Consider the following 25,279-nt stretch of genomic DNA (forward strand, 5'->3'; position numbering starts at 1 on the left):
TCGGCCGCGGCACGGTAGGCGGCGGAGCCGCACAAGACGGTACAGCAAAAGCCCTGGCGTTTGTATGCTATCAAGGGGTTGCCAACCGTCGCGGCCTTGTGCTGGGGCGCCACAGAAAGAGCAACACGATGCGCTGAAGATCGGCTTCACCCGCGACCGGGCGCTGATCGAGCGCTTCCTGGCCGAGGTGGAGAAACGCCTGGTGCCGCTGGACTACCGGCAGTGGCACACCGTGTTCGACGACGCGCACCACCGGGTGCGCGTCAAGCTGCAGCGCGCCGGGCATATCCTCGGCTCGGCCTATGTCGAGGTCGATACGCGCGACCACGCCACCGGCGAGGCCCACCGCACCGTGTTCTCCGGCGACCTGGGCGCGCCCCATGCGCCGCTGCTGCCGGCGCCCCGGTCCCCGTATCGTGCCGACACCCTGGTGATCGAGAGCACCTATGGCGATCGCACCCACGAGGATCGCCTCGCCCGTCGCCAGCGCCTCAAGGGCGCCATCGACCGGGCGCTGGAGAACGCCGGCAGCGTGGTGATTCCCGCCTTCAGCATCGGCCGCACCCAGGAGCTGCTCTACGAGCTCGAGGGCCTGATCCATGGCGCCACCGACCCGCGCTGGCGCGAACTCGAGATCATCGTCGACTCGCCGTTGGCCGCGCGCTTTACCAAGGTCTACCGCGAGCTTAGGCCCTGGTGGGACGCCGAGGCGCATCGGCGCCTGCGCGGTGGCCGCCACCCACTGAGCTTCGAGAATCTCTATACCGTGGAGAGCCACGCCGAGCACGAGCAGACGGTGGACTACCTGGCGCGCACTCACCGCCCGGCGGTGGTGATCGCCGCCAGCGGCATGGTCACCGGCGGGCGAGTGGTCAACTACCTCAAGCGCATGCTGGATGACCCACGCCACGCCGTGGTGTTCATCGGCTACCAGGGCGCCGGCACCCCGGGCCGCGACATTCAGCGCCACGGGCCGAGTGGCGGCTGGGTGGACCTCGACGGCGAGCGCATCGATATTCGCGCCCATATCGAGACCGTCAGCGGCTATTCCGCCCATGCCGACCAGCAGAACCTGCTCGCCTTCATCCGCCGCATGCACCACCCGCCGGGCCACATCCGCCTGGTGCATGGCGAACGCGATGCCCAGCTCGCCCTCAAGGCGAGGATCGAGCAGTGGGCGAGGGAAGCAGGCAGGCGGGTCGAGGTGACCCTGGGGGCGGATCACCAGGTGGACTGAGGGGAGGGCTCCGGCTCGGCGCCGAGGCGGCCCAGCCGGGCCTGCCGCTCGCAGTTGGCGCAGGTGACCATGGCCAGGTCGCTGTCGAGCGTCTCGAGCGTGAACTCCTGCCAGTCATTGGCCTGGGCGATCTCGATGGTGCCGCAGGTGCAGGACAGGATGCGCCGGCCCTGAGGGTCGACATCGAGCGTGATGGGTCTCATGGGCAATCCCTCCTTGGATTCACCCGATGGTACGCCATCGCCCCGTCCGTCTTCGTACGAGAACGCGGCCGCTGCGTGTAGGCGATCTCGTCGGTGGCTTGCCCTTTGGGAGTCAGGCCCCGCGGGGCATTAGGCGCTGTCCCAGACAATTGAAGTGGGGGGGGCAGGTGCTGCTCGGGCGTGGCGTAGGAGAGCGGCTGGCCCTCTATTGTTTCGACTCGCCCGCCGGCCTGGGCGGCGCCGGTGTCCTTGGCGATGGTGTGTGCCTGATGCAGCAGGTCGGGCGTTTGCACTGGCATGTGATGATCCATATCGGTGAATTCCGGTACATCTAGCCGGGATGGGATGTTGGGAGCCGTCGGTTCGACGCTTCGACTCGCTCGGCGAGGGATCCCGTGGGTGTGCCGTTGTGGGCACCACGAGCGGCCTGTATCCTCCACAAGCCAAGTCGCCTTAGCCTCTGGCTATAGTTCTCGGCGCTCTATCGGCGCGCAACGTGGAGCGGTCCGGCGCAGTTGCGTAGAATGGCGCGATCACCGACGGATGTCGTCACGGGGGCAGGGCTACCCGGCGATATCCCTGTTTCTAAAGGGCATGGGACTGCGCCCGGGACAAATCTCAGGGCGGTAGCGTGCCTGAGACCTGAAGCCCGCTCTCACAATTTCATGCGCGGCATCATCGGCGCCGACCTCGTTGCGTGCATCACTCGAAAGTCCCTCGCATGACAGTGCCTTTCCTAACCAAGACACCCTCCGCCTACTATGCCTATCAAGACCCTTTGCGTGTTTGGCACGCGTCCCGAAGCCATCAAGATGGCGCCTCTTGCCCTGTCCCTCGCTGCCGATGACCGCTTCGATGCGCAGGTGTGCGTGACCGGTCAGCACCGTGAGATGCTGGATCAGGTATTGGATCTGTTCGAATTGACGCCCGATCATGACCTCAACGTCATGAAGCCGGGACAGGACCTAACCGACGTCACCACGTCGATCCTGCAAGGCATGAAGGGCGTGCTGGCCGAGGTCAAGCCGGATATCGTGCTGGTGCATGGCGACACGGCGACCACCTTTGCCACCACCCTGGCCGCCTATTACCAGCAGATCCCGGTGGGGCACGTGGAGGCCGGCCTGCGCACGGGCAACATCTACTCCCCCTGGCCGGAAGAGGCCAACCGCAAATTGACCGGTGCCTTGGCAGAGTTGCACTTCGCACCGACCAAGCGCTCAAGCCAGAACCTGCTGGAAGAAGGAGTGGCGCCCAACAAGGTGCATGTTACCGGCAACACCGTGATAGATGCGCTGCTGGACGTTGTGGCCAAGCTTGAGAGCAACTCAGAGCTGCAGGCCCAGTTTGTTGAACAGTTCGACTTCCTGGATGCCAACCGCAAACTGATCCTGGTGACGGGACATCGTCGCGAGAGCTTTGGCGGCGGCTTCGAGCGGATCTGTCAGGCGCTTAGAGATACCGCCACTGCGCATCCTGACGCTCAGATCGTTTACCCGGTGCACCTGAACCCCAATGTCCTTGAGCCGGTCAAGCGGCTGCTCTCAGACATCGACAACGTGCACCTGATCGAGCCGCTGGACTATCTGCCGTTCGTCTATCTGATGAACCGGGCCCACCTGATCCTTACCGATTCTGGCGGCATTCAGGAAGAGGCGCCGTCCCTGGGCAAGCCCGTGCTGGTAATGCGTGATACCACGGAGCGCCCCGAGGCCGTGGACGCCGGCACCGTCAAGCTGGTGGGGACGGACGTGGCGCGCATCGTCGGTGAGTTGCACAGCCTGCTGACCGATAGCACTGCCTACGAGGCGATGAGCTATGCCCACAACCCCTATGGGGACGGCAAGGCTTGCAGTCGCATTCTCGAGACCTTGGTGAGCACCTTCTCATAAGCTCCAACTGTTCACGCCAGGCACTGCAACAGCTGCGACCCACTTGAATTCAACCTGTATCTGGACGGATCCATGAACTTCGACACTATTTCCGTTATCGGCCTCGGTTACATCGGCTTGCCAACTGCCGCCGTCATCGCCTCTCGTCGTAAGCAGGTTATCGGCGTGGATATCAATCAGCATGCGGTGGACACCATCAATGACGGTGACATCCATATCGTCGAGCCGGAGCTGGATATCGTGGTGCATGCTGCCGTGAAGGAAGGCTACCTGCGCGCGGCCACCAGCCCCGAGCCGGCGGATGCTTTCCTGATTGCCGTTCCCACCCCGTTCAAGGCAGAGAACGGCAATGACCATGTACCGGACCTTACCTATATCGAGTCGGCAAGCAAGGCTGTTGCCCAGGTGCTGAAGGCGGGTGATCTGGTGATCCTGGAGTCCACCTCTCCGGTGGGTGCCACCGAACAGATGGCGGCCTGGATGGCCGAAGCGCGGCCCGATCTCACCTTCCCGCAGACCCATGGGGAAGCGTCGGATATCCGTATCGCCCATTGCCCCGAGCGCGTACTGCCCGGCCACGTGGTGCGTGAGCTGGTGGAGAACGACCGGGTGATCGGTGGCATGACTGCCAAGTGCTCTGCGGCGGCTACGGCGCTCTACCAGATCTTCGTGGAAGGGGAGTGCATCACCACCACGGCGCGTACCGCCGAGATGGCCAAGCTCACCGAGAACAGCTTTCGCGACGTGAACATTGCCTTCGCCAACGAGCTCTCCATCATCTGCGACAAGATCGATATCAGCGTGTGGGAGCTTATCCGCCTGGCCAATCGTCATCCGCGGGTCAACATCCTGCAGCCCGGCCCCGGTGTGGGCGGCCACTGTATCGCCGTGGATCCTTGGTTTATCGTCAGCGAGACGCCGGATGAGGCCCGCCTGATCCGAACTGCGCGGGAGGTCAACGATGGCAAGCCCCAGTGGGTGGTCGACAAGGTCAACGAGGCCGTGGGCAAGTACCTGAGTGCCAATCCGGACAAGACCGCCAGGGACGTGACCATCGCCTGCTTCGGGTTGGCCTTCAAGCCGGATATCGATGACCTGCGTGAGAGCCCGGCGTTGAAGATCGCTCAAAGTGTAGTCACAAATCATCCAGGAGAAGTTGTTGTAGTAGAACCCAATATTCAAGAACTTCCCATTGAAAAACTCAGTGGAGCGTTGTTGCTAGATCAGCAGGAAGCATTTGTTCGAAGTGATGTTGTAGTTCTCCTAGTGAACCACAAGGCATTTAAGGAAGCTTTTTCTGAAGTTGAGTTTGACGGGTTTATCGTTGACGCAGTAGACGGTAGATGAAAGTCAAGAAAAGCCAAGTTGTAAGTTAGGGCAGTCAGTTTTGACGATATTGATTCTTTTTTTGTTAGTGTTGCCCGCAATTGGCTGAGGCTTTTAATCTGAACAGGGGGCGCTATGGAGAAGTCAATTAAAAAGTTTAAGAAATTTGCGAGAAGGGAAATCTCTTCAGTTTCCGTAAGGTTCGATCGTGCTTTAGGTAGGTCCATAGTAAAATCGTCAAGAAGGCCTCAGGAGCTGGGCGCTGCTTGTTTGACACCGAACAAAATCCTATCATATTACTTTACTAACGTTAAGTCTGGTAGGTATGTTCTAAAAATTGAACACGATGATTCTTATGTTTATGAAAGGAAAGAATCCTTAGTTGCGGAGATAAAAGTCTCCAATAATAAGATTACAGAATTTTATGCGAGAAAGATGGGGTTATTACTTTCCGATAATAATTGTGCATTCTCATATCTTGGTGAAGGGAAGAAAGACGGGTCGAGGATTGTTCAAGAAGTCACATTCACCGTACCACATGATCAAAGATGGGTAAAAATTCAACTTTCTTCACCCTATGATCGAGTTGTCAACATCAATGGGATTTTATTTCGAGAGGATGTAGATACTGAAGGCCTGAAAAGCTGGGCAGCGCGAGAGGCTATTAGCCTCATAGGTCGAAACGCTGAGCTTCCTGAAGCTGCTTTCATATTGTATGCTGACATTGATATGAACGTAGTCGATGGGTCATCAATATGGCTATCGTCAATGGCGTCGATTCTATGTGGTCTAGGTAAGTGTATTATCATTTCAAAAGAAAGCATAATTAATGACATAGTGATGTCTAATGTGGAATACCGCCATAATCTGATTGTGGTGTCCCCTGACGAATTGGAAAATAGGGGAGGAAACCTAAGTGTCGAGGCTGCGATTGAGCTGATTAGAGCACTTGATGCTAACCTGCCATCCATTAGGAATGTTGTGGTCAGAGGTTTGTATGCGGCCACCAGACTTCATGACACTCGGCAGTTTAAGTATAGGTCATTAGTTTACTTAACAGACTTCTACAGCATAGTTGATGGTAGCGCCTATGTTTCAGAGGTCCAGGAAAAGTCTGTCAATGTCTGCGTGGCTCAAGCAGGAGCACTGCTTGTACAGACATCAAAGATTAAAGAGAAAATTGAAGAAATATCTCACAGTAAGTTTGCATATTTAGATACCCCGCCAACAGTTCCTGACGGCTTGCCGGTTGTTTCAGAAAAACAGATTCAAGATCAATCTGTAATAAAAATAGGTTATGCCGGAAAGATCAACCCTGATTGGGGCGTAGAAGAGCTTCTGGATTGGGGTAAATACTTAAAAAGTAAGGGAAAGGCTGTAGAAATTCATATTGTTGCCAACAAAATTTCAAATGGTGGCATAGACGGCATTGAGATAGATTTTTCTGAAAAAATTCATGCGAAGTTTTCAGAGCCTAATATTTATCACTATGCTGACTACAACCGAGAGCAAGCGATACGTATGATGTCGAGCATGGATTTTGTATGGTGCTGGCGCCCCCCGAAGCTAGAGGAGAGTACACTTGAGCTTTCAACAAAGCTGATTGAGATGTGTGCCATTGGTGCGAAAAGCATATGTTATCCGAGTGACATCAACAGATCGTTGTTGGGCGAAAGTTATCCGTTTTATGCGCGAGATAAAAAAGAACTGTCTTCCTTGATCAATGAAGACTGGAAAGGGCTGCCGCAAAGTATAAGAGAAAAAGTCAATAGCGAACATTCCATATCGATTGTCCGAGAAAGGTTGTCGGAATTAATAACACCATCTATTAATCAAGTTTCTCCTCAAAAAGTCTGTGTTTCGGGGCATGACTACAAGTTTATTGATCCATTTTTGTCCTATTTAAAGAAGAATGGGCATCATGTGGTCAGGGATGAATGGGAATGGGGGAGTGAAAAAAATCTTGCCCTTACCAAAAGCTATCAAGAATGGGCTGATATAATCTTTTGTGAGTGGGGCTTGGCAAATGCTGTATGGCACTCTAATAATCCTATTCTAGGAAAAAAACTTTATATTCGCGTCCATTTGCAAGAGGTTAATGAAAGAGCGAGGAAGTTTGGCCACAAGATTGATATAAATAATGTGGATAAAGTCATCTTTGTCTCGGACCAGGTAAAGGAAAGGGCCAAAGAGCTCTTTGGTTGGCCTGATGAGAAACTGACGACTATTCCTAACTTTGTTCTCTCAGATGAGTACTTGTTGAAAGAGGCATATGATAGCCAAAGCATTAACCTTGGGATGGTAGGGATTATTCCGCAAAGGAAGCGGTTCGATAGAGCAGTTGATACACTGTATGAATTAAAAAAGAAAGGCTACAACGCGAACCTTTATATCAAAGGTCCTCGTCCGGAAGAGCTTGATTTCATGAAGGCCGAGAGTAGAAAGCCTGAGCTTGATTATTACAGAGAGCAGTATAAGCGGATTGATGAGGATCCCTTGTTAGCCGGTAGTGTAATATTCGAACCTTGGGGTAATGATGTTGCCGCATGGTATAAGAAGATAGACCATATACTTTCTCCAAGTGATTTTGAATCGTTTCATTATGCCCTCGCAGATGGGGTGCTTTCTGGGTGTAACCCCATTGTATGGTCTTGGGATGAGGCGGAATTCTTGTATACCAGCGATTGGATCGTGAAGGGAGCATCTGATGCGGCTGATCGGATAGTTGATTATGTTAACTTAACAGTAAGTGATAAAAGGAAAAGAATGGAATCAAATAGAGAATTGGTCGCAAACAAGTATGGGTACAAGATTGTGTTTGATCGACTGTCATCTGAAATTGGGGTTTAATAAAGAATTGACTCTCAATAGGTGAATTCTCACCGAATGCTGAATCCGTTGATTGATACATCCACCTATATCCAACTATCTTTAATATTTGGGCATCATGTTTGGAGTTTGGCATGAATATTCATGAGGTAGAAAAAAGGAAGAGGTCTGGTGACTTCCAGAATAATACCAATATATCGTTGGTAAACAAGTATGTGTATTTTGCAGTTGACAAGGCTGCTAACAGCACCGTCAAGCATTGCTTGTTTGAAATAGAGTATCGTCCAGTTAATAAAACCATCTTGGATATTTATGATCCAAGGGCTTCTCCTCTCTTGTCACCTTACCAGATTCCTCAAGATTATTTCAGCAGTATTATGTCTGGGAAGGACTTTTATAAGTTTTCATTTGTTAGGAATCCTTATTCAAGACTCCTTTCTTGTTATTTGGATCGCATACAGACGCGTACTAGTCGGCCAAGTCGTGAGTTCAGGAAAGCGCTTGGTCGAGAAACTTTTACTTTCTCGGATTTTGTTACCCTGGTTTGTTCTCAGGCATCAAAAGCTCAGAATAGCCATTGGCGAGAACAGTCCGATGACATTTTGTTTGATCTGGTTGATTTTGATCATATCGCGAAGTTTGAGAACCTGTGGGATGAAATGGAGTTTCTGAGCAAAAAAATCTTTGGCGATGTTCGTGAGGAAATGGTTAATAAATCCGTCAACTCATCACCTAAACAGACTGGGTCTGATTCTAAACTGTTGGAGTACTATGATCAGTACTTGCTGGACATGGTCTATGATCGATACAGTAAGGATTTTGAAAACTTCGGCTATGAAAAAGTAGTGATCTAGTGGTTTTCTGATGAGTTCAAGGCTGTAAGTTTTGAGGGTCGAGTGTTATAAAGTTGTGTTGGTAAATCCTGTTTGAATATATTTTCTCATTAATGTTGTTGACATGCATTGGTGTGGTTGCCAAAGGAAGTTGGGGTTGCTGATGCTACCCCATTATTTTGAGTGTTTTTTCTCTTTTTGAGTTTTAGGTGCTGGTTGTTATTAGTCAGTGATGACTAGCCATCTTGGCTTTTCAAAATTTTTTGTTAACGAGCTTGCTATTGTCATCTTATAAGCGATGCTTTGAGAAGTCTGGTTTTAATTGGTTGACGTTCTTAGGTTAAGAAAGCAGTAGTGATCTCTAGGTTGCGGCAGGTTTGGAGTTAAGTGATTTGTTGAAGAATGTATTAGGCGTACTGCGCTGGTCTGTTTCGATAGGCAATAAGTTTTTTCGGGTCGTGCCTAAAGAAACGTTAATAATTGTTGTAGCCACTTTGATCTCACAGGTGGCTATTGTGGTTGCTTTTTTGTTACCTTTGAAAGTTCTGATTTTATTAGGGTCCTCAGGGGTTCCCCACTATTTTCCTGAGTCGTTTGCAAATATAGAAAAAGATTTTTTGGTGATTGTGCTAAGCTGCTCATCGGTTGTCTTTTACTTTACTTATTTGTTTGCTGAGAAAGTTGTATCACTGTGTTCGGCACGCGGTGCTGATTTAGTCCTCAAGAGAAACAATAAGATATCTCTCTTTGATAATCAAGAGGATGTGGCCAAAAGAGCATATCAGCGTTATTCTCGAAGCTTGGCTGGAAGTATTTTTATACTTTTGGTGGCGTTGGCTGTAGGTTGGTTGTATCCAGACTTGCTGGTTGTTTTAGTTGCATACGTGTTGTTTGTAATAATAGGTTTTTCGGCTCTTTGCTCGAAGAGTGTGGGTTTTAAGTTAAGTCTCGAAAATAGCCCTGGGAAAATCACTGGTTCGGCTTTTAGTGTAGGGTTTTTACTGGCATTTGGCTTCATGGTCGGGCAGTTTTTGCTTGGCACCCCTCCGGGATTATTAGTCGCTATTGTTTGTCTTATATTAATGCGTCAAGGGTCTTCGAAAGCTACAGGGCTGGTTTCTGACCTGAAAGGTCTTTATTCTCAGCGGCTAAAATTAAATGCTTTGTTTTTTCATGGCCATGTGCTGATCAATGAAGTAAGAAAAAATGAAGTGAATTTTTGGACACTTCTCACCTCCCCTCGACTCGAGGAATGGGCAAAGAGTGTACTAACTAAAACTGCAGGCATAAAAGACGAAAATTTCTTGAGGGTTTTCTGGTTGCAAAGGGGCGGGCAGGATGTCGCATACCTGCGGGTCCAGGTTGGTGGCTTCAAAGAAAATAAAAGTGCAGAGTATTTGCTTAAGTTATACAATGTTAATCGGAGCTCCTTGGCTAAACATGAATCGACATTGTTGATTGGGAACTATAGTTTGCCATCATTGCCTATGTTGGCAGTCGAAGAAGTCGATGGGTTTCATTGCCACGTCTTTGAGTTTCCCACAGTAAAGAGTGTAAATGATAAAAACCCAGTCACGGAAAAGACTCGCATCATTGAAGAACTCTGGGCGATCGAGCCAGACAATACGCTTGTTTCACAGTTCAAACGATCTCGCCCTCCAATATGGCAGCGCATTGACCATTTTATGCTGCAGCGCATCAAGACTGTTGCAAGCCTGATGGATGCTGAAGCTTTTAATAGGGTTGAAAGGTTAGAGCTACAACTCAATATGCTGCTAAGACGCCTTAGTGACCTTCCCTTGTCAATAGTGAACCCCGATATGGGGCTTGATGTAATGCTGGAGACTGAAAACGGTGAACTATTGCTCACCAACTGGGGGCGCTGGTCACTAGAACCAATAGGAGCTAACTGGTCAACTCAACCGAAGCAGCTTCAGCTTGTTTCTCGTGCTTTAGAAAGGGCAAGTTGTTCGAGAAGTTCGCTGCTTGATGTAAATGCTGTGGATGTCAGGCTGTCTGCAATGTTTTACGAGTTAGAAAAGCAGTATGCTCGCCACAATTTTGTTACTGCGCTAACTCTTGTTTCCCAGATTCTAGAATGCCTTGATGACTTGGCGCCTCAAACTGACGATGTGCCTGAAAATATGTTTAGGGAGTGATTCTTGATTACAGTTTCTATGATTGTTTGGAATGAGTTTCGTAATGATGCTCGCGTGCTGAAGGAAGCTCAGACCTTGCAATCCTCCGGCTTTCAGGTCGTTGTGCATGCCTTGCATACTCCCGGAGTGACACAGGAGAGAGAAACGCTCGACGGCGGGATTAAGGTGGTGCGAGTCGCCAGAAGCCCCCTATGGAAGTTACGCAAGCGTAAGCTAAAGGAAATTAGCAAGAATACCGCCGCCAGCCGGGAAAAGAATACTCAGCAATCGAAGAAGCCTGCAACACCGCCGCCGGAAACGTTAACGAGGCAACTGCTGAAGCTGATCGCAAGGCTTTGGACCCATGCAGGGCTCGTCATTCAGTTGGTACGCTCTCGTCCTACTGTCATCCATGCCCATGATGTGAACGTGTTGCCGACGGCGTGGGTGGCGGCCAAGCTGGCTCGGGTGCCGCTGGTCTATGATGCTCACGAGATCAGTACCGACCGGGAAGGCTACAAGGCCTTCCGGGGGCTGGTGGGCTGGATCGAAAAGAAACTCATGCCCAGGGCCGCCGGGACCATCACCACCACCGACGCCCGTGCCAAGTTCTTCGCGCGGGCCTATGGCATTCCGCGCCCGCTGGTGCTGCAGAACCGCCCGCGCCTCGTACAGGCGGAGGGTTCGAATCGCATTCGCGAGGAGCTGGGGTTATCCGAGCCTTGGCCGATCGTTTTGTATCAGGGGGGCTTGCAGCCGGGCCGGGGGCTTCCGAGGCTGGTGGAGGTTGCCAAGAAGGTGCCGGAGGCCTATTTCGTCTTTATTGGCGGAGGGCGACAAACGGCTGAATTGCATGAACTGGCCGGGGACCTGGGACTTACCGATCGCGTCCACTTCATTTCTACCGTGCCACTCGCTGAGCTTCCGTCCTATACCGCCTCGGCGGATATCGGCGTGCAGCCCATCGAGAACACCTGTCTAAACCACTTCACCACCGATTCCAACAAGCTCTTCGAGTACGTGATCGCCGGTCTGCCGGTGGTGGCCAGTCAGTTGCCCGAGATCAGCAAGGTGGTGCGACAGCACGAGCTTGGCTTGCTGGTGCCTCCGGGTGATACCGAGGCCCTGGCTGACGCCATCCGCACGCTGGTGCAGGACGCAGGGATGCGCAAGCAGTACCGGGCCAATGCAGAAAAGGCGGCGCAATCGCTCAATTGGGAAACACAGGAGGCTTCCTTGCTGGAACTTTACCACCGCGTGCTGGGTAATGAGGCCACTCAGGAGCCTGCTGCTAGATGAGCGAACCTCGGTTACTGCTTCTTACCTTCTATTACCCACCGGACCTAGGGGCCGGCTCCTTCCGCAGCCATGCCCTGGTCCAGGCGTTGCTCGAGCGGCTTCCTGCCAACGCGCATCTCGAGGTGCTCACCACGGCGCCCAACCGCTATGCCGGCTTTTCGACGCAGGCCCCAGAGGTTGAAAAAGATGACACGGGGCGTTTGACGGTGCGCCGCCTGGCGCTGCCCAGTCATCAAAGCGGGATGTTGGATCAATCGCGTGCCTTTGCTTCCTATGCCCGTCAGGTCAGGCGATCGGTCCATGGCAAGGACTACGACCTGGTCATTGCCACTTCGTCACGCCTGATGACCGCCGTGCTCGGTGCCTATATCGCCAGGAAATGTTCGGCCAGGCTCTACCTGGATATCCGCGATATCTTCGTCGAGAACCTACCGTTCCTGTTGCCGTCGGGGACTCGCTGGTTGGGGATTCCGTTCTTTGCAGCCCTCGAGCGCTGGGCGGTCAAGTGTGCCAGCCGGGTCAATCTCGTCTCCAAGGGGTTCGAGGCATACTATCGGCCGCGTTTTCCTTGCCAGGTGTTCTCCTGGCACAGTAACGGGGTGGATCGACTCTTTATCGATGCCTTTGTCGAACAGGTCGGGGCGCAACCTCGAGCTGACGAAACCGCTGTCTCCCCGCAGCCTATGCCGCGACGGTTAAGAATCCTCTATGCCGGAAATATTGGGCAATGCCAGGGGCTGGATCGTATTCTTCCGGTGTTGGCCAAGCGGCTGGAAAAAGAGGCCTGCTTCGTCTTGATCGGGGATGGGGGACGCAGGGAGGCGTTGCAGACCAGGCTTCGCGAACTAGGCACCACGAATGTGGAGATCAGGGCACCCGTCGAGCGTGATCGGCTGATTGAGGAGTACCACAAGGCCGATGTGCTGTTTCTTCACCTGAATGAGATGGACTGTTTCTCGCGAGTCATACCCTCCAAATTGTTCGAGTATGCCGCGACGGGCAAGCCGATTCTGGCCGGGGTCAGGGCCTTCCCTGCGGACTTCTGTGCGCAACATATCGACAACGCCAGTGTCTTTGAGCCATGCGACCCAGAGGCCGCCGTGTCGGCCTTTCGCAAGCTGGTAATATCCGACCATCCACGCGAAGATTTTGTCGAGCAGTTCCGGCGTGATCGCATCATGGCAGAGATGGCAGGTGATATAGCAGAGCTCACCGATAATTAATGCATGCATTTCATCCTGTTCATTCCCCTCAAGCTCGTACTGAGATAAGTCAGATAATATGAGCAAGTCCTCCATCGCCTTTTCTGAACGCTACCCCGCCAAGCTCGTCGTTCCTATTGTTGATGCACTGGCCCTGGCCTTCGCCGGGGTAGTCGCGTATTGGATGCGTTTCGGCACCGATGAGCTCCACGAGCGTTATACCCTCGCGATTGCCATCATGGTGCTGCTGGTTATCTTGCTGAATATCATGCAAGGGGCCTACACACGCTGGCGGATTACCAGAATTTCAACCCTGCTGGGCAAGCTGCTGCTTGTCTGGATGGTGGTGGCCATTCTCGCCGCATCCATCATATATTTCGCCCATGCCGCCGATCGCTATTCTCGTCTTTGGGTAGGCTTCACGCTGCTTATTTCATTCGCGATTTCTGGTGGCGTGAGAATTCTTGCTCAGTTCTTGCTGCGCCAAGCCAGGCGGCGTGGCTTGGCGCGCCGACCTGTCTTCATGATAGGCCCCGGAGACCAGCTGATTCGGGTGGCGAGGGGGATGCGGAGTTCTCCAGCAGAGGGCTACTCTATTGCCGGCGTGGCGCGTCTTTCCAACAATGTGGATGCGGCTGCTCTGCAAGGGTTGAGTCAGCGTATTTCACGTAGTGGCGCACGAGAGGTGTGGATATGTGTTCCCCTCGAGATGGGCAATGTGGTCCGCTCCATCCTGTTCTCACTGCGCAACCTCACTGCGGAGATTCGTTTTATCCCTGATTTTCAGGACATGCGCCTGCTCAACCATCAAATGAGTGAAGTGGCGGGTCGCCTCGCCATCGACCTCAGTGTGACGCCCATTGATGGCATGGCCCGAATCATCAAGCGCTTTGAGGACCTGGTCCTCGGTTTTATCTTCTTTGCCATCTCCCTTCCGATCTGCATTGTCATTGCCGTCCTGCTGAAGATGCAGTCTCCTGGTCCCGTGCTTTTCAAGCAGTATCGTATGGGAGTGAACGGAAAGCATTTCAAAGTCTACAAGTTTCGTTCCATGGAAATCCATGACGAGGAGAGTGGTCAGGTCACTCAGGCAACCCGTGGGGACCCGCGGATTACGCCGTTCGGTGCCTTCCTCAGGAGGACCTCCCTGGATGAGCTGCCGCAGTTCTACAACGTGCTTCAAGGGCGTATGTCCATCGTCGGCCCGCGTCCGCATGCCCTGGTGCACAACGATTACTACAAGGAGCTGGTGGAATCCTATATGAAGCGGCACAAGGTCAAGCCGGGAATCACGGGTTGGGCCCAGGTGAATGGCTTTCGTGGCGCCACGGAGACTGTCGAGAAGATGGAGAAGCGTGTCGAGCACGACCTCTGGTATATCGATAACTGGTCCATCTGGTTGGACCTTCGGATCATCGCGTTAACCATCATTAAGGGATTTAGAGGGCCGAATGCGTATTGAAGGGTGGGTAGCAAGCCGAGCCGGTGATAGGGCTGGCTCGGTATGAGGTTCGGTGTACTCTGGGAGGTCAACCCGGCCTGGAAGGGGCCTGCGATCCTGTGGTGGCCCGGCGTATGGGCGCTTGTGCTGTACGCCGGCTTCGGCATTCTATGGCCAACCGTGGGGAGTCCGGCCGAAACCCTTTTCGCACTGCTCGGCCTGGTGATGGTCCTGGGGTACGGCTACGGCTTCCGGAGCAGCGGGCCGATGTGGCTGCTCCTCGCCGCGCTGCTCGTCCAGACGCTCTCCTGGGGGTTGGGAGTGTGGCATCACCCCGAGTGGGTGGGGGACAACCCCAAGCTGGATCGCCTCGCCAAAGTGTTCATCTTCATGGCGGTGGCGTGGTGGCTGAGTGGCAGTACCCGCAACACCCTGCTGGTATGGTCGCTGGCCCTGGTGGGGTACCTGGTCGCCTCCTTCACTCATGGCAACGGTCTTCAGGAGTGGTGGGCCGGGCTACAGGGGCAGCGTGTCGGTTTCGGTATCCGTAACCTGCAGCACGGTTCCATGTTGTTCGGTGTGGCACTGCTGGGCCTGGTCGTGTTTACCCCTCGCTTTGGGCGCATCGGCGGTCGGTGGGTGCCATGGCGGATGGCGGTGTCTGTGTTGCTGATCGGCGTGTGCCTGGTGGGCATTGCCATCGGCCAGACACGGGCCGTGTGGCTGGCCCTGGTGCTGGCGATATTGGCGGCGGGGGGGCTGTGGCTGGCTTGGCTCCTCACGTGCTCGCGCGTCAAGAGCGCGTACCTGGCCAGGCCGCTGAGTCTCGCTGCCGTCGGCCTATTGGTGGTTTTTATCATGCTGGCCATTGTCTTCCAGGGAACCTTCACCGAGCGTCTGTCTCACGAAAGCTCGGTCGTGGCGGAGATTGCCCAGGGCGACTTCGACGCCGTGCCTTACACCAGCATCGGTATTCGCATTCATAGCTGGCGAGCGGCCCTGGAGTGGATCGCCGAGCGTCCCCTGGTGGGGTGGGGCAGTGAGGGGCGTTCCTTGGTGTTGGACCACACTGCATGGCTTCCCGTCGAGGTGAAGGAGCGGTTCGGCCACCTGCATAACTACCTGCTGGAGGTGTGGGTGGCCTATGGCCTGCTCGGCGTGCTGGTGATCGCTGCCCTGGCGGCATGGATCGGCATGGGAACCTGGCGAGCCTGGCGGGGTGGTGTGATGCCCAACGACATAGCGCTGTTCGGCGCCACCTTCTTCGTCTACTGGGTGGTGGTCAACCAGTTCGAGTCCTATAACTCCTTCGGGACAGGCGTCTACGTCCATAACTTGGTGGTAGGCGGGCTGGTCACCCATATCTGGCGTTGGCAGCGGGAGACCGGTCAGCGTGTCTTTCCCTCCCTGAAGCCTAAGGTGGCCCCCTGATGCGTACTCTGGTGGTGGTTCGCTCGCTGAAGATGGGGGGCATGGAGCGGGTGGCAGTGAATCTGGCCGATGCCTTCGCCGAGGCCGGTCATGAGAGCCATATGCTCAGCCTGCGACAGGTTGACAGACCGCTGGCCCCGGAGCATCCCGGGGTTCAGCAGCATCGTCTGGCGTTGCGCTGGTGGAGTCGCTTGACCGTGGTGGGCCTGGTGCTGGAAATGCTGGTGCGCCTGTTCCTGAACCCGGTGGTGAAGCGTTCGCTGTTCCTTGGCACCGGCATCACGGGGGGCGTGGTGTTCCGTTTCTGGCTCAGGGCCTTCGAGCGGCGTCATGGGCGGGTGGACCGTATCGTCTTTCGTGGGATCGGCACCTTTGAGTTGGTGTGGACCTTCCGGGACGACCGGGCACGCTACGTGCTGGAGAACATCCTGCATGTGGGTGGCACCAACTGGCGTCGCCGGTTGTTCGCGCGTTGCCTGTACCACCGCCGCCATCTGGTGACGGTCTCGGGTGGGGTGGCCGAGAGCGTGCGTAAGGCCATGCGGGCCTGGCACTTTGAGCCTTCCTCACTCGAGGTCATCCCCAACCCCTGTCCTATCGAGAGCATACGTCGACAGATGGTCGAGCCCGAGCCCGACCTTCCTGAAGGGCCCTACATCGTCAACGTGGCACGTCTGGTGCCTGCCAAGGACCAGGCGCTGCTGCTGCGGGCTTATGCGGCGTCGGGGGTGGATTACCCTCTGGTGCTGGTCGGCGACGGTCAGGAACGAGAGCGGCTCGAGGCCCTGTCACAAGAGCTCGGCATCGCTGAGCAGGTGATCTTCGCCGGCCAGCGCACCAATCCCTACCCCTGGATGCACCATGCTCGCCTTTTCGTGCTCAGTTCGCGTTTCGAGGGCATGGGCATCGTGCTGTTCGAGGCTTTGGCCTGCGGCACACCGGTGCTCAGCGTGGATTGCCCGGGAGGCATTCGTGAGATCCTCAAGGGGGAGCTGGCGAGCTGTGTGGTGCCACACGACGAGAAGAGCCTGGCAGACGGCATCCGCACGGCCGTGCAGGGCGAGAAGCCGCCCATCAAGGAGAGTTGGCTGGATGATTTCCGGCCCCAGACAGTGGCGCAGTCTTTCCTAAAAGAACGCAAAATTAGTTCTGCAATATCTACAAGGACGTTTTTATGATGTTAAGAACATATTATTGGTATCATAGGATCGTGTCGAAAAGAAAGCGTAATGTCAGAAGGTTGATATTTCGAGATGATCATAAATATTTCGTTACTGGAAATGCTGGCGATATTCTTGTAAAGGATATTGTCAAGCATAAATACGGATTGACGCCTCTCAATGTTGATGATGACGGTAACAGGCTGCTGCTGATCGGCTCCATTTCCCATAGAGTGAAGGATGGGGATGTGCTCTGTGGTATCGGTACTCAGGGTAAAGCAGATGACCTTCCCAAGCGTGACAATGTGACGATATTAGGAGTGCGTGGGCCCATATCTTACGAAGAGCTTCTTTGTAAGGGATATGACATGTCGAGAGTACGCTTCCTGCTCGATCCTGGGCTGCTCGTCAGGTTCATGTATCTCGATAATTCCATTCGACCTGAGCCAGGTAACGTTGCCTTCATTCCACACTACAAGGAGCGTGCCCGCTATAAAAGCTATACGAAACATGTTCGCTTGATTGATATCGATGATCATCCTTCAAGCGTTTGCCGGAAAATTTTGCAGGCTGAGCATGTGTTCAGCTCCTCTCTGCATGGCATTATTTTTGCTCATGCTTTGGGAAGGCCAGCCACTCTGGTCGCTCCTCAAGAAGAGTCATTAATAAAATATAAAGACTATTATGCTTCGGTAGGTTTAGATTTCCCCTCTTCATTGCGCGATTTTAACGATCTTGATATGAGTCGTCTACGTGATAGTCCTCATGATATTTCCTACCAAGAAGACGACTTCTTGTTTCCTGATATTGAATTTCTCACGCAAAAAGGTGTGGTAGAATAATAACGTTCATTTTGTGAATGATAGGAGATAGCGTTTCAGCATTCGAGGGTCAGGTTGAACTTTTCCACTGGCTATGGATGAGCGCATTAACTTACGGAACTTTTTCCCTTGCCTCGTGCGATAAAGCGACTGAAGAACCGATTTGGTATCAGATTCAATGAGTGTTTTCAGCTGATCCTGAGAGAGGCCGTTGCACAGCAATGAGTTTGCTTGGATAGCCTGGATGAATCGCTCGCCCTGTTGAATTATTCGCTTGTGATCATGGCGGGCGCGCTGAGTATCCATGTCACGCACCATACAACACGCTCCGCTGGCATAGTGGGCGCCATGGAGTGCCAGCGCTCGAAGGAAAAACTCTACGTCTTCCTTTTTCCGAAGCGTCTCATTGAATCCCTTGAGTTCGAGAAAAGCTTTTCGCTTCATCAGGAAGCTGTTGGTGTGCAGCCAGCCCATGTTGTCGATATATTCAGCGAGTGACAGGCTGTCTGCATGTGGCTTACCAGGAAGTAGAGACTGGTTCGTTGTTTCGTCGATCTTGTCACCGAAAATGATGCCTTCGAAGTCGGGATAATCCATTGCCAGCTGTACTCTGCTGGCTACAGCCGTGTCGACGAGAAGATCGTCGGAGTCCAAAAATCCTATGTAATCGGCATCACTGAGTGCGACGCCGCGATTTCTGGCCGCTGATTGTCCCTGGTTGCTTTCTAGCTGATGGATCGCGACTTTGAGGTGTGTTTCGTACTGCTCTTTGAGGCGGGCGAAGCTGTCGTCCGTGGAGGCATCATCCACGACAATGCACTGAGTGTTCGGCCACGTCTGGGCAAGCACCGACTCGATAGCCTCCCGAATATGAGGCCAGCGATTGAAGCAGGGAATGATGATGGCCACGCTGGGCTGCGAGTCTTGCATGGTTGTGCTTACCTGCCAATTAACGTTGAGTCGTGTTGGTGGTCGTGGTGCCACAGCACCCCGAGTCGTCGTTCTACTCGGTTTCGATAAGCTTCGCCCCTGAGTTTGTTCACCGTCAACGAACGCTTAAGCGCCGGCCATTGGTCGGCGCTTTTCGTCGGTAGCCGGCGCACGTGGGCATCGATCCACAGAATCTCGTCGTGCTCGTCGATCAGCAGGTTGTTGTAGTGCAGGTCGCGGTGCACGTAGCCGGCGCGGGCGAGCCGGGCCACTTCCTGACAGAAGCGTTCGAGGAAGCGTAATCGTCCGGGCTCGTCGAGGGCATCGAAGACCTCGCCGCCCGGCCGGGCGTTCTGCAGGTGCTCCATCAACAAAAGCGAGCCGTTGCGGTTGCCGGGGTTGAGCGACACTCCCCAGCCGTGGCAGCGGGGCGTAGCGAGGCCGGCACGACGCAGGACCTGCAGGCTGAGATACTCCTTGCGGGCGTCGGACTGGGCCAGCCAGCGCTTCTCGAGGTAGTCCCTCAGCAGCCACTTGAACGGGGCCTGGCGCCGGGCGAACTTGTCCGGCACCACCTTGGCGAGGATTCGCCGGTCCTGCGAGACATAGAAACGACTGCTGCCCACGGCCTCGAAGGCCTGGGTGGTCGTGGTGCTGGAGAGCGCCAGCCGATCCGGCAGGCCGTCCGGGTGGACGACCAGGTAGCGGCGGCGCCGGTCATTGAAGGGGATATCCAGCAGTTTCACGTCATGTCCTGATGTTGCGGTCCTTGATCACAGCGCCTCGAACTGGGGCAGCACGCTTTCCTTGAGGAATTGCCGATAGTGGCGCTCGTCGATCTCGACCGGGGCCTGGTCCATGCGCGCGATCGCATCGGCCAGGCCCTTTTCGTTATCGGGCGCGACCAGGAAATCGGCCAGCTCCTGAGTCAGGATCTCCCGTGGGCCGCTGGGGCAGTCCACGCTGATCACCGGGGTATGCAGCAGCAGCGCCTCGATGAGCACTCGGGGCAGCCCCTCGGCATCGGAGGCGAGGGTCATCGCCTTGGCCCGGGCGATCCAGGGGTAGGGGTTGTGATGATAGCCGGCGAGGGTCACGCGATCGCTCAGGCCGAGCTCGATGATCTGCTCGCGGATCGTGGCTTCGTGCTCCGGCTTGCCCTTGCCCATGATCACCAGCGGCGTGGCGACGTCGCTCTTGGCATAGGCGCGCAGCAGGCGGTCGTGTCGCTTGCGGGGCTCCAGGGCCGCCACGCAGAGGAAGTATTCGCCCTCGGGCAGCGCGGCGGGCTCGGCCGCCATTGCCACGAAGGGCGCGCGCTCGTAGGGGTTGTAGATCGGGATGATCCGCGCGGCCTCGAGGCCCACCACGCGCTCCAGGTTCTCCTTCACGCCTTGCGAGACGGCGATGACCTGCCGGCCGCCATAGAAGCGGCGTACCTTCGCGAAGGCACGCTCGCGCTTCTTCGGATCGCTGAACTTGGCCGACACGTCCGACTTCACCCAGAAGTAGAGGTTGGGGTGGCTCAGGTGGCGGGTGATCTTGTCGCAGGAGCAGGAGATCACCACGTCGGGGCGCCAGGCCTTCAGGGCGCGGGCGATGCGCGAGGCCTGCCACTTCTCGGTGAGTACCGTGGTGGTGGCCTTGGTAAAGGCGGTGACCACCTCGAGGTTCTCGATCTCGAGCCCTTCCGGCAGGCGGTGCTCGATGCGCTCGCGCAGGGTGAAGACGATGACATCGTGGCCGCGCTGGCGCAGCTGATCCGCCGTGTAGAGCAGGGATTTCTGGGCGCCGCCGCCGTAGAGGTCCTCGATGACGAAGGCGAAGCGTTTTTGGGCCATGGGGATCTCGCGGCTTAAAATCTGCGCAAGGCTATCACAATGCGCCGGGCAAGTGGCGGAGACGCGGCCATCGGGGGAGTGCGTTACAATTTCATTCTGCGTCACGCATGGAATCACCATAACGCTCTTCATAACCGGCATGGCCGGGGTCATCGACCATGCAGGCCGTGGCCAAGCGGCTGGCCGGGGCATGAGATCGTCGGGATCGCCACCTCAACGCCTACTATGATGTCGCGCTCAAGTAGGCACGGCACGACGATCTGGCCGTCTGCGACGACGTGCGATTCATCACCTGGAGCTGACTGTTGCGACGACGGCTTCCACTGGATAGCAAAGACCACCAGGACAGACCAGGAGACAGGGAATGAAGATCACCATTTTCGGGACGGGGTACGTGGGCCTGGTGACCGGCACTTGCCTGGCCGACGTGGGCCATGACGTGCTGTGCGTGGACGTGGATGCCGACAAGATCGCCCGCCTGGAGGCCGGCGAGATTCCCATCTTCGAGCCGGGGCTCGAGTCCATGGTGCAGGCCAACGTGGCGGCGGGCAGGCTGCGCTTCACCACCGATCCGGAAGCGGCGGTGGCCTTCGGGACCCTGCAGTTCATCGCCGTGGGCACGCCGCCCGACGAGGACGGCAGCGCCGATCTCACGTACGTGCTGGCGGTGGCCGAGACCATCGGCCGCCACATGAAGGAGTACAAGGTGATCGTCGACAAGTCGACGGTGCCGGTCGGCACGGCCGATCGCGTGCGCGAGAGGGTGGTGAAGACCCTCGAGGCCCGGGGCGAGGCCCTCGAGGTCGACGTCTGCTCCAATCCGGAATTCCTCAAGGAGGGGGCGGCCATCGAGGACTTCACCCACGGCGCGCGGATCGTGGTCGGCACCGAGTCCGAGCGGGTGAAGGGGCTGATACGCGAGTGCTACGCGCCCTACATCCGTCAGCAGGAAAAGCTGATGTTCATGGACGTGCGGGCGGCCGAGCTGACCAAGTACGCGGCCAACGCCATGCTGGCGACCAAGATCAGCTTCATGAACGAGATCGCCAACCTGGCCGAGCGGCTGGGCGCCGATGTGGAGCAGGTGCGCCGGGGGATCGGCTCGGATCCGCGCATCGGCTATCAGTTCATCTATCCGGGTTGTGGCTATGGCGGCTCCTGCTTCCCCAAGGACGTGCAGGCCCTGGCGCGCACCGCGGCGGACGTGGACTATCACGCCGAGCTGCTCACCGCCGTGGAGGCGGTGAATCAGCGCCAGAAGCAGACGCTGTTCGCCAAGCTCCGCCAGGCCTTCGATGGCGACCTGGCCGGCAAGACCATCGCGCTGTGGGGCCTTTCCTTCAAGCCCAACACCGATGACATGCGCGACGCCCCGAGCCGCACCCTGATGGCGTCGCTGTGGGACGCCGGTGCCAGTGTGCAGGCCTACGATCCGGAGGCGATGCGGGAGTGCCGCCGGCTCTACGGCGAGCGTGACGACCTGGTGCTGGTGGGCGATCGCATCCAGGCGGTGAAGGGCGCCGATGCCCTGGTGATCTGCACCGAGTGGAAGGAGTTCCGCACCCTGGACTTCGCCTGGCTGAAACAGCAGCTGGCCATGCCGGTGGTGGTCGATGGGCGCAACCTCTTCGAGCCGGACGCGGTGAGGGCGGCCGGGCTGCTCTACTTCGCCGTGGGGCGGGGCGATTCGCTGTACCATACTTGAGGGATTCGATAAGCGACGTGGAGGCCGCCTGCGATGATGGATTCGATTCAGCGCTTCTTCAGCGATTTCATGGCCGGTGGTGGCGATGCGGAGCGGCCGGCTCACAGCCTGGAGCTTGCCGTGGCGGCCTTGCTCTTCGAGGTCGCCCGTGCCGACTATCACCTCGACACTAGCGAAGTGGCTCTGCTGCGCGATCTGCTGCAGCAGCGTTTCGCGTTGGGAGAGTCGGAACTCGAGGAGCTGATGCAGCTCGCTCGACAGGAGGCCGAGTCGGCCGTGGACCACTATCAGTTCGTCAGCCTGGTCAAGGAGCACTTCGATTATGATCAGCGTTGTGAGCTGGTGCGCATGATGTGGTCGTTGTCACTGGTCGATGGAGAGCAGCACCACCTGGAGGAGCATCGTATTCGTCGCCTGGCCGAGCTGCTGCACGTCAGCCACTCCGACTTCATTCGGGCTAAGCTCAGGGTTCAGGAGGGGTTCTCTCGCTGATCGCGTGATCTGCGCTTTTCCTTGCCCCCTGGAAGGGGCATGCCGTGAGGTGCCTCTACATGGGGGAAATCCTTATGGGACAATCCCTTATGTGGCAGCCCTGGTGTGGCAGCCCTGGTGTGGCAGTCCTTATGTGGCAGTCCTCTTGTGAAGAGCCCCGTAACCGTAGACAAGGAGTCGAACGATGGCGCGTGAGATAGCGGTGGTGGGAGCCGGGATGGTGGGCGTGTCGGTGGCCTGGCATCTCGCTCGGCGAGGGCACTCGGTGACCCTGGTCGATCGACGGGCGCCGGGTCGCGAGACCTCCTTCGGCAATGCGGGCATCATCCAGCGCGAGGCGGTGCGCCCCTATGCCTTCCCGCGTGATATTGCCACCCTGCTGCGCGTGCTGCCCAACCGTCAGGTGGATATCCGCTATCGCCCCGGCGGCATGCTCCAGGCGGCCGGCCCGCTGCTGCGCTATTGGCATAACTCCTCCAAGGCCCGTTACCAGAAGATCGTGCCGGAGTATGCCTCGCTGATCGGGCTGTCGCTGGAGGCGCATGCCCCGATGATCGAGGCGGCCGATGCCGAGGGCCTGGTGCGCCGAGAAGGCTGGCTCGAGGTCTATCGTACCGCGGCCGAACTGGAAGCGCGGGCTGTCGAAGCTCGAGACGACGAGCAGCGTTTCGGGATCCGCCATCGCGTGCTGGATGCCGCCGCCTTGGCCGCCTTCGAGCCTTGCCTGGCCGAGGGGCTGGCGGGGGCCATTCACTGGCAGGATCCCTGGACGGTCGCCGATCCCGGTGCCCTGGTCCATGCCTACGCCAAGAGCTTCGAGGCAGAAGGTGGGCGCGTGCAGCAGGCCGACGTGACGGGTATCACCCGACAGGGCAGTGGCTGGCGTGTCGCGACCTCAGAGGGGGCGCTCGACGCCGAGCAGCTGGTGATGGCCATGGGGCCCTGGTCTCGCGAGTGGCTGAGCGAGCTGGGGCTCGAGATCCCGCTGTTCGTCAAGCGCGGTTATCACATGCATTACGCGGCCTCGGGGGCGGAGTCACTGCGCCACTGGGTCATGGATGCCGAAGTCGGGTATGTACTGGCGCCCATGCAGGCGGGCATCCGGCTGACCACCGGGGCCGAGCTGGAGCGGCTCGACGCACCGCCGCACCTCGCGCAGCTGGACGCGGCGGAGCAGGCGGCGCGGCGGCTGATACCGCTGGGCGAGCGTCTCGAGGCCGAACCCTGGAAGGGGGCGCGCCCCTGCACGTCTGACATGAAGCCGGTGATCGGGCCGGCACCGGGACAGCCAGGGCTGTGGCTGGCCCTCGGCCATGGCCACCAGGGCTTCACCCTGGGGCCGGCGACCGGTCGCCTGCTCGGCCAGATGATGGATGGCGAGACGCCCGATATCGACATGGCGCCGTTCCGGGTGGATCGGTTCTGAAGTCAGTGGAGTTCGGTCGACATCCCATCGCCGTGCAAGCACGGCTCCCAGTGCGCCCGTGAAGGCGTGCACACAGTGCGGTGAGAGTCCGCACCGGGGTAAGCCATGACCCCGTAGCCGAAGGTAACTGCGTCGTCGCGAGACGGGGTGGGAAGCAACCGGAGGCGAACTGGCGGTCCGTAGGATGACGAACTCGATTCGGCCGGGTCAGGTGGCGAGCTTGCTGGGAGACGGCGAAGCCTGAAACGCACCCGCCGCGCTGGGATGGTGGAGAAAGCGACGGCGGGACCTGCCAGGTGGTTGGAGGCGGAACGTCAGGAAGGGTGCACGAGATAAGCGGGGAGACCTGGCGGCCGAGGTGACGGCCGCCAGGCGTCAGAGCCTTCATAGTACCGGCGTGCGGATCACGCCTTGGCCACGGCTCATCCCGGGGAAAGCCCGAGATCTGTAGATGCTGGAGCGCGGACTCTGCCTACCGCCAAGGGCGCCGCACAGGAGGCACAGAGAACAGAACCTGTGCCGAGGGAAGGGAGGCAGGAAGATGGATGCGAGAGACGACCAGAGATGAGCGAGCGCCACGGCAAAGCATCGACAGTGCCCCGGAACGGGGCTAAACAAGGTGTGTCATCCCCCGCCACCGAGATGGCGGGGATCGACCGCTCGATCTGGACGGATCGCATGTTGGCGGCGCTGGGTAACGGCGTCAAAGGTCACAAATGGTTCAGTCTAGTCGACAAGGTATACCGCTCATCGACCCTGGTGGGCGCCTGGCTTCAGGTGTACTGCAACCAGGGGGCAGCGGGCGTGGACCAGCAAAGCGTGTCACGTTTCGCGGCGCAGGCCGAACGCTATCTCGAGGAACTGCAGGCCGATCTGACGGAGGGGCGTTACCGCCCACAAGCAGTGCGGCGGGTCGAGATTCCCAAGGGAGACGGCAAGAGGCGTCCCCTGGGGATTCCGACGGTCAAGGACCGCATCGTCCAGACGGCGGTCAAGCGCGTCATCGAACCGATTTTCGAGCATGAGTTCCTGCCGATGAGCTACGGCTTTCGCCCGGGGCGAGGCTGCCAGGA

General features: G+C 56.8%; 19 protein-coding genes and 1 pseudogene. 16 read left to right on the forward strand and 4 right to left on the reverse strand.

All coding sequences use genetic code 11. The annotated features are described in order from the left end of the window. The first annotated feature begins 64 nt into the window (after positions 1-64). The gene (locus FEI13_RS16345; protein ID WP_240036553.1) at positions 65-1,237 is read left to right on the forward strand and encodes an MBL fold metallo-hydrolase; all 1,173 of its coding nucleotides are present in this window, start codon (positions 65-67) and stop codon (positions 1,235-1,237) included. Here FEI13_RS16345 and FEI13_RS16350 read toward each other — a convergent pair. Then, entirely contained in the window at positions 1,222-1,440 is a 219-nt protein-coding gene (locus FEI13_RS16350; protein WP_138182582.1) for a hypothetical protein, read from the reverse strand. The two genes, FEI13_RS16345 and FEI13_RS16350, sit on opposite strands and share 16 nt — an antisense overlap. 767 nt (positions 1,441-2,207) lie before the next feature. Here FEI13_RS16350 and wecB point away from each other — a divergent pair. The 11 genes from wecB to FEI13_RS16410 all read left to right on the forward strand — a co-directional run bounded on the left by wecB (position 2,208) and on the right by FEI13_RS16410 (position 17,833). Continuing rightward, entirely contained in the window at positions 2,208-3,332 is a 1,125-nt protein-coding gene (wecB, locus tag FEI13_RS16360) for a non-hydrolyzing UDP-N-acetylglucosamine 2-epimerase (RefSeq protein WP_275668761.1), read from the forward strand. A 72-nt stretch (positions 3,333-3,404) separates the two neighbouring features. Beyond that, positions 3,405-4,679 carry a UDP-N-acetyl-D-mannosamine dehydrogenase gene (wecC, locus tag FEI13_RS16365; RefSeq protein ID WP_138182584.1) on the forward strand — a complete coding sequence of 425 codons (1,275 nt, stop codon included), beginning with the start codon at positions 3,405-3,407 and terminating at the stop codon, positions 4,677-4,679. Between the two features lie 114 nt (positions 4,680-4,793). After that, positions 4,794-7,508, forward strand: a complete 2,715-nt coding sequence (locus tag FEI13_RS16370; RefSeq protein ID WP_138182585.1) for a glycosyltransferase family protein — start codon at positions 4,794-4,796, stop codon at positions 7,506-7,508. A 113-nt stretch (positions 7,509-7,621) separates the two neighbouring features. After that, a complete protein-coding gene (locus FEI13_RS16375; RefSeq protein WP_138182586.1) occupies positions 7,622-8,341 on the forward strand; it encodes a sulfotransferase family 2 domain-containing protein in 720 nt (239 codons plus the stop codon). Positions 8,342-8,712: 371 nt separating this feature from the next. Continuing rightward, entirely contained in the window at positions 8,713-10,479 is a 1,767-nt protein-coding gene (locus tag FEI13_RS16380) for a hypothetical protein (protein ID WP_138182587.1), read from the forward strand. Between the two features lie 3 nt (positions 10,480-10,482). Next, positions 10,483-11,757, forward strand: coding sequence for a glycosyltransferase family 4 protein (locus tag FEI13_RS16385; RefSeq protein WP_240036554.1), 1,275 nt, complete (start codon positions 10,483-10,485; stop codon positions 11,755-11,757). Next, complete coding sequence (locus FEI13_RS16390) at positions 11,754-12,980, forward strand: glycosyltransferase family 4 protein (protein WP_138182588.1); 1,227 nt, start codon at positions 11,754-11,756, stop codon at positions 12,978-12,980. The genes FEI13_RS16385 and FEI13_RS16390 overlap by 4 nt, the downstream gene beginning before the upstream one ends. Positions 12,981-13,038: 58 nt before the next feature. After that, the gene (locus tag FEI13_RS16395) at positions 13,039-14,421 is read left to right on the forward strand and encodes an undecaprenyl-phosphate glucose phosphotransferase (protein WP_138182589.1); all 1,383 of its coding nucleotides are present in this window, start codon (positions 13,039-13,041) and stop codon (positions 14,419-14,421) included. Positions 14,422-14,463: 42 nt separating this feature from the next. Next, positions 14,464-15,831 (forward strand): O-antigen ligase family protein, encoded by a 1,368-nt coding sequence (locus tag FEI13_RS16400; RefSeq protein ID WP_138182590.1) that lies wholly within the window; start codon positions 14,464-14,466, stop codon positions 15,829-15,831. Continuing rightward, positions 15,831-17,009 (forward strand): glycosyltransferase, encoded by a 1,179-nt coding sequence (locus FEI13_RS16405; RefSeq protein WP_240036555.1) that lies wholly within the window; start codon positions 15,831-15,833, stop codon positions 17,007-17,009. The genes FEI13_RS16400 and FEI13_RS16405 overlap by 1 nt, the downstream gene beginning before the upstream one ends. Then, complete coding sequence (locus FEI13_RS16410) at positions 17,006-17,833, forward strand: polysaccharide pyruvyl transferase family protein (protein WP_138182592.1); 828 nt, start codon at positions 17,006-17,008, stop codon at positions 17,831-17,833. Before FEI13_RS16405 ends, FEI13_RS16410 begins: the two co-directional genes overlap by 4 nt. Positions 17,834-17,839: 6 nt before the next feature. Here FEI13_RS16410 and FEI13_RS16415 read toward each other — a convergent pair whose 3' ends face one another. Genes FEI13_RS16415 through FEI13_RS16425 form a run of 3 tightly spaced genes read right to left on the reverse strand, consistent with a single transcriptional unit; the run spans position 17,840 to position 20,583 of the window. After that, positions 17,840-18,742: a glycosyltransferase family 2 protein gene (locus tag FEI13_RS16415; protein ID WP_138182593.1), complete on the reverse strand. Its 903-nt coding sequence runs from the start codon at positions 18,740-18,742 to the stop codon at positions 17,840-17,842. Positions 18,743-18,750: 8 nt separating this feature from the next. Further along, positions 18,751-19,488, reverse strand: coding sequence for a lipopolysaccharide kinase InaA family protein (locus FEI13_RS16420; RefSeq protein WP_138182594.1), 738 nt, complete (start codon positions 19,486-19,488; stop codon positions 18,751-18,753). Between the two features lie 27 nt (positions 19,489-19,515). Next, complete coding sequence (locus FEI13_RS16425; RefSeq protein WP_138182595.1) at positions 19,516-20,583, reverse strand: glycosyltransferase; 1,068 nt, start codon at positions 20,581-20,583, stop codon at positions 19,516-19,518. Between the two features lie 364 nt (positions 20,584-20,947). Between FEI13_RS16425 and FEI13_RS16430 the strand changes: the two genes are divergently transcribed. The 4 genes and pseudogenes from FEI13_RS16430 to FEI13_RS16445 all read left to right on the forward strand — a co-directional run. After that, the gene (locus FEI13_RS16430) at positions 20,948-22,288 is read left to right on the forward strand and encodes a UDP-glucose dehydrogenase family protein (RefSeq protein WP_138182596.1); all 1,341 of its coding nucleotides are present in this window, start codon (positions 20,948-20,950) and stop codon (positions 22,286-22,288) included. 33 nt (positions 22,289-22,321) lie between these two features. Continuing rightward, positions 22,322-22,780 carry a tellurite resistance TerB family protein gene (locus tag FEI13_RS16435; RefSeq protein WP_138182597.1) on the forward strand — a complete coding sequence of 153 codons (459 nt, stop codon included), beginning with the start codon at positions 22,322-22,324 and terminating at the stop codon, positions 22,778-22,780. A gap of 184 nt (positions 22,781-22,964) precedes the next feature. Beyond that, complete coding sequence (locus tag FEI13_RS16440; RefSeq protein ID WP_138182598.1) at positions 22,965-24,206, forward strand: NAD(P)/FAD-dependent oxidoreductase; 1,242 nt, start codon at positions 22,965-22,967, stop codon at positions 24,204-24,206. Between the two features lie 564 nt (positions 24,207-24,770). Then, positions 24,771-25,279 (forward strand): annotated as a pseudogene (locus FEI13_RS16445) (hypothetical protein); the annotation flags it as partial.

Origin of the sequence: Halomonas urmiana, from assembly GCF_005780185.1 — a bacterium.
GTDB lineage: Bacteria > Pseudomonadota > Gammaproteobacteria > Pseudomonadales > Halomonadaceae > Halomonas > Halomonas urmiana.

Coding starts and splice junctions, on each gene's coding strand:
- FEI13_RS16390 (WP_138182588.1), top strand. CDS start 11,754: ATGAGCGAACCTCGGTTACTGCTTCTTACCTTCTATTACCCACCGGAC.
- FEI13_RS16400 (WP_138182590.1), top strand. CDS start 14,464: ATGAGGTTCGGTGTACTCTGGGAGGTCAACCCGGCCTGGAAGGGGCCT.
- FEI13_RS16435 (WP_138182597.1), top strand. CDS start 22,322: ATGATGGATTCGATTCAGCGCTTCTTCAGCGATTTCATGGCCGGTGGT.
- FEI13_RS16375 (WP_138182586.1), top strand. CDS start 7,622: ATGAATATTCATGAGGTAGAAAAAAGGAAGAGGTCTGGTGACTTCCAG.
- FEI13_RS16415 (WP_138182593.1), bottom strand. CDS start 18,742: ATGCAAGACTCGCAGCCCAGCGTGGCCATCATCATTCCCTGCTTCAAT.
- FEI13_RS16410 (WP_138182592.1), top strand. CDS start 17,006: ATGATGTTAAGAACATATTATTGGTATCATAGGATCGTGTCGAAAAGA.
- FEI13_RS16440 (WP_138182598.1), top strand. CDS start 22,965: ATGGCGCGTGAGATAGCGGTGGTGGGAGCCGGGATGGTGGGCGTGTCG.
- FEI13_RS16405 (WP_240036555.1), top strand. CDS start 15,831: ATGCGTACTCTGGTGGTGGTTCGCTCGCTGAAGATGGGGGGCATGGAG.
- FEI13_RS16395 (WP_138182589.1), top strand. CDS start 13,039: ATGAGCAAGTCCTCCATCGCCTTTTCTGAACGCTACCCCGCCAAGCTC.
- FEI13_RS16425 (WP_138182595.1), bottom strand. CDS start 20,583: ATGGCCCAAAAACGCTTCGCCTTCGTCATCGAGGACCTCTACGGCGGC.
- FEI13_RS16430 (WP_138182596.1), top strand. CDS start 20,948: ATGAAGATCACCATTTTCGGGACGGGGTACGTGGGCCTGGTGACCGGC.
- FEI13_RS16370 (WP_138182585.1), top strand. CDS start 4,794: ATGGAGAAGTCAATTAAAAAGTTTAAGAAATTTGCGAGAAGGGAAATC.
- FEI13_RS16350 (WP_138182582.1), bottom strand. CDS start 1,440: ATGAGACCCATCACGCTCGATGTCGACCCTCAGGGCCGGCGCATCCTG.
- wecC (WP_138182584.1), top strand. CDS start 3,405: ATGAACTTCGACACTATTTCCGTTATCGGCCTCGGTTACATCGGCTTG.
- FEI13_RS16345 (WP_240036553.1), top strand. CDS start 65: ATGCTATCAAGGGGTTGCCAACCGTCGCGGCCTTGTGCTGGGGCGCCA.